This is a genomic window from Massilia eurypsychrophila, assembly GCF_002760655.1.
In the GTDB taxonomy this organism is placed as follows: domain Bacteria; phylum Pseudomonadota; class Gammaproteobacteria; order Burkholderiales; family Burkholderiaceae_D; genus JAFCUW01.
In genome coordinates this window covers 1-4,496 of the sequence record NZ_PDOC01000054.1, presented here as the reverse complement: position 1 = coordinate 4,496, position 4,496 = coordinate 1, and the positions used below count along the sequence as shown (strand labels likewise).

Below are 4,496 nucleotides of genomic sequence, written 5' to 3'. Positions count from 1 at the left end.
GGGTTATGGGCAGGAAAAAGATCGGCAGTATTCGCGTGAAGCAGGGTTCGATCATCATCTGGTCAAACCCGCCAACTTTGATGAGGTACTGAGAATCCTGACGACTGTTTGATTTGCTGTTAGCCTTCCTAGCAGCCACAGCCACAGCCACACATAGCGAACAATCGCAAGCGTGAGTCTCCTTAGGAGTAACGACGGAAAGTGGGGTTCTTGGGAAATTCACTTTTTTCCAGACAACCGGAACGCGACAAAACCCTGTCCGCGATTTGACTATTGGGACTGCCCCCCAACTGTCTAGGTAAAGTAACGATAAACTGACTGCCAAGTCCTCTTCCATCGCTGTTTGCGGTTACCAAGCCGCCATGCGCTTCGACAAGCTCCTTTACGAGAGCCAAACCAATGCCGAGCCCTTTGCCATTGAAGCGTGTGGCGTGAGAGTCCTGAACAAACATATTAAAAACGTTCGGCAACGCCTCCGCCGTGATACCGATTCCAGTATCCGTTATCTTTACAATAACCGACGTCTCGTTTATCTCGACTGCCAATTCAATTGTTTTTTCCTCAGGGGTATACTTCGATGCGTTATCGAGCAAATTTCCAAAAATTTGATTTAAGCGTATCGGGTCTGCAAGTATCTCCACTGTAAAATCGGGCAAATCACAGCATAGTATCTGGCGACGCTCGCCTATAGAAGTCTGAGTGGTTTCAATCACTTGTCCAATCACTCCCACGATGTCTACAAGCGTTCGCTCAAGACGCATTTTTCCAGTTGATATGCGCGACATGTCGAGAACGTCGTCCAACAGCTTTGTCATGTGAACCACTTGCCTGTCGATGATGCCCTGTGCTTTTATTTCGATTGCGGCTTCCGGCGGTGCCTGCTTTAACACTGACAAGACGTTGCGAAGTGATCCGAGAGGATTGCGCAATTCATGCGCGAGCAATGCCAGGAATTCGGTCTGCCGACGCAGCGCTTGCTCGGCGCCGGCCCGCAGTTCCTGCGCAGTTAGCGTGGAATTGGCCAACTGTTCATCGGCACTTCTGCGATGCTTTTCTCGTTGGTCCTTTTCTACCAACAAAATTTGATGTGGCATTAGCGGTGGTAAGAGGTGTGTGCCCAGAATCTCTTGCGAAATTGTTTTCCCAGCAAAAATGAACTTGCCGTTTCCAATACGCTTGGCTGCATACATTGCTTTGTCCGCCAGTGCGATAAGCATTTCTGCTTCATCTCCGTTGTCCGGGTATAAACTAATACCAATGCTCGCCGTGAGGCGAATGGCATAGGGACCAACTCGGTCCGGTATACTGAGGGATGAAATGATCTTTTCTACGACAGCGACCACGTCCGAAACTTCAGATATCTCTTCGAGAAGAATCACAAATTCGTCACCTCCGTACCTGCAAACTGTATCCGATTTGCGGCTGGCAGCGGTGAAGCAACGCGCAGCGATCTTTAATACTTGGTCACCGGTTGCATGTCCAAATGTGTCGTTGATATGCTTGAATTTGTTCAAGTCAAGAAAAAGAAGAGCTAGCCGTTCTCCTCGACGTTTTGATTTTACAATCGCGTGTCGAAACCGATCGAGGAGGACAACGCGGCTTGACAACCCTGTCAACGCATCAAGCCCGGCCGAGAGTGCCATGTCGCGCAATCTTTTTTCGCTGGCGTCGCGCTCAGAATGGGCTTGCAACATAGCCATCACTAAGTTTTCGTTTGCTTCGACGAGCTCCAGCTGACGCTCGCTATCCATAAATTTTCCAGCAATAGAAATTGTTGCACATGGCGTTAACTCCCTCCGAAGCAGCACTTATGTCAACGTAAAACTTTTACGTACGCGATATAGAACTTCTAACTTTCCTCGGCGGCGTTGCGTCACGTTTCTTCGTCGGCCTGCCACCAAGCAATCCTTCTTGGTCGATGAGCATGTCACCAATTTGAATGCCATTCTTATCGATGGTGTATTCCCGTAGTTCATCTGAATGCTCACTGGCGCGCACTTTCACAACCGCCATCAGACGTCGCAACCGGCTCTCAACCTCAATGTAACGCTGTACGATAATGGCGTCTGTCAAAAATGCAGTGCCGTAGGGGCTGAAACGCAAATCTGAATATCGGTCTTCAAGCTCACATGTCATGACGACAGTTACCTGAGCATCCGCTAACGTGGTCACTAAACGAAGCATCGATTCTCGAAAATCTTCTCGAAAAGTTGGCGCCAACGCAAGTTCAAAACCGGAAAGTGAATCGATTAAAACGCGCGTCGCTTTTGTCTGGCGAATTGCATTGATTAACAAGACGATTATTTCATCAACGGAAAGATCGGGACTGCTCGTATTTATCACGGTCACAGATCCGTCAGCGACAAGTTTCGCCAAAACAGGGTTTCGCGCTTTTTTAGTGGGACGTTGCTCGAAAGCCGCTATTACACCGGCTTCGCCGACTCGAGCGCCCTCAGCGAGAAACGCCGCTGCCAAAACACTTTTTCCAGAACCCGATGGCCCTGCTATCAGCAGCGAGAAGCCCTGTGGTAGGCCACCGCCCAGCATATCGTCCAATGGCGGAATACCAAAGAGCAAGCGAGGAGTCAATTCCTCATCGTTAGTTTGCGAAATGCGCACTGGCGCAAAAATTTTGATACCTTCCTCATTGATTCGAAACGAATGCTGGCCAGGTATAGTTGCCTGCCCACGCATTTTTACAATCTCAACCTTACGTACCATAGAATTGACATGATTACTTTGACGCAACCAAATTAAACCGTCTGCAACCGTAAATATCGGATTGACATCACCAGGTTCCGCATATTCGCCGATTAAAAAAGTAGTCGCTTGCCAACTTGTCATCGTCATTCCAAGTTGCTGCACGAAATGCTCTAACTGATTTCGGACGCATTCGTTCTGGGTTGCAGCCCGCACAACCGAGCGGAAAGAATCTACAAAAACAAAAGCCGGCTTGTGATTCTTGACCTCTTCGATGATCCGAGAGAGCACAAGATCTAGATCACCTGTCAGCGTTTCATCAGAAAGGTTGACGAATCGAACGGAGCTATTAATTGCCTCTTCATCGAAAAAATCGAACTGTTGCTGATAACGCAGCATTTTGAGCGGAGGCTCGCCTAAAATCGTTAAAAACAGAGCCGAACGTTCAGGTGTAGCTAACGAAAACATCATTTGGTGAGCGAGCGTTGTCTTGCCGCATCCCGGTTCACCAGCAATCAAGTTAAAGGAAAGTTCAGGCAAACCGCCCCCAAGCAACTCATCCAGTCCTGGCACCCCAGTCAAAAGGCGTTTGATCTTTACTTTTGTACGCATAGCGAAGTGTCCTTTATAACTTGACTGTCAGCAGTGGGTCTATTATCGGCCGTAGTAGCCGTTTAGTAAGCGACAGGCCAATCAAGTCCATAAGCTTATTTAGAAATGATGACAGTAAAGCATCGCTTGCCGCTGCGAAGTCAATCGTGTCTTGGTTTAAGAGGAGCACGCGGAGAGCTTTTAAATCCACATCAGATTGGCCGCCTTGTGAAAGCGTTGCAAGCCAAGGATACGACTGCCCAGTAACTTCGATGCTTTGAGAAAAAAGCGCATTGAAGCCACCCTTGCCGATTATTAGACGCATGATGGAGTCTATACCCTCCCATGTCGCCACGATAGTGTCAGCGATGCGCGTCGCGTCATGCCCCCGCTTTACGTCTTCAGAGTAACAATTGATTGCCCAACTGATCTGTTGGTTTTCCATAAGGGAGCGCCATGACTTGGGAAGTGAATGTGAGTTGCTTTTGGCAGGCAGTTTGTAAGTATGCAGAGAGTACAGCAAACTACAAACGTCTATGATGGGTTGCACCAGTTGTTTTTAATGCAGTATGGACCTTTTTGCGAACATGCGTGTAAATATTTGGGTCCTGTCGCATTGGTAGCGTTGGCGGGCCGGTCAGGATGAGCTTGTCGCGTTGCTTGGCAAACAACGGAATCTTCTAAGAACGGAATTGAGATGGGGTGCCGGAAATTTCGGCGGTTTCGGCTTACAACCCCACCCCGGCCACCGGCCATGGCGTTGAAATTCCCCCACCCCGGCCACCGGCAATCGACAGCGGACCGCAGTCGCTGTGCGAACCGCATCGCGCCTTCATCGAGGCCCAACAGCGCCTGCGCCGCAACTACACGGCGATCTACCAGGACCTGGTCGACCAGTTCGGCTTCACCGGTCGCTACAACAGCGTCAAGCGCTTTGCCGGCCGCCTGGTTCAGCGCGAGCCGGAGCAGTTCGACCGGCTTGAATTCGCCCCCGGCGAAGAGGCCCAGGTCGGTTACGGCGAAGGCGCCCTGACGCGCATCCCCGGCGGTGACCGTTACCGCCGTCCGCGCTTGTTCGGGTTCTGTCGCATTAGCGAACATCGACGGGGTAATCGGGTAAGCTGCGGCGCCCGAACCCAGGACGACTCGACATGCTCAACTTCAAAGGGATGCGCTTTCCGATCGATGTGATCCTGGTCTGCATC

Annotated in this window: 3 protein-coding genes and 1 pseudogene; 1 reads left to right on the top strand and 3 read right to left on the bottom strand. The window is 50.3% G+C overall.

Features of this window, described 5'->3' with window-relative positions; translation table 11 throughout:
* Positions 1–182 precede the first annotated feature (182 nt).
* The 3 genes from CR105_RS26940 to CR105_RS26930 form a co-directional block, all read right to left on the bottom strand.
* A complete protein-coding gene (locus CR105_RS26940) occupies positions 183–1,751 on the bottom strand; it encodes a diguanylate cyclase domain-containing protein (RefSeq protein WP_099794009.1) in 1,569 nt (522 codons plus the stop codon).
* A gap of 76 nt (positions 1,752–1,827) precedes the next feature.
* The gene (locus CR105_RS26935; protein WP_099794007.1) at positions 1,828–3,312 is read right to left on the bottom strand and encodes an ATPase domain-containing protein; all 1,485 of its coding nucleotides are present in this window, start codon (positions 3,310–3,312) and stop codon (positions 1,828–1,830) included.
* Positions 3,313–3,325: 13 nt separating this feature from the next.
* The gene (locus CR105_RS26930) at positions 3,326–3,736 is read right to left on the bottom strand and encodes a hypothetical protein (RefSeq protein WP_099794005.1); all 411 of its coding nucleotides are present in this window, start codon (positions 3,734–3,736) and stop codon (positions 3,326–3,328) included.
* A 317-nt stretch (positions 3,737–4,053) separates the two neighbouring features.
* On the opposite strand from CR105_RS26930, the pseudogene CR105_RS26925 reads away from it, so the two are divergent.
* A pseudogene (locus CR105_RS26925) lies at positions 4,054–4,368 on the top strand (IS21 family transposase); the annotation flags it as partial.
* Positions 4,369–4,496: the final 128 nt, after the last annotated feature.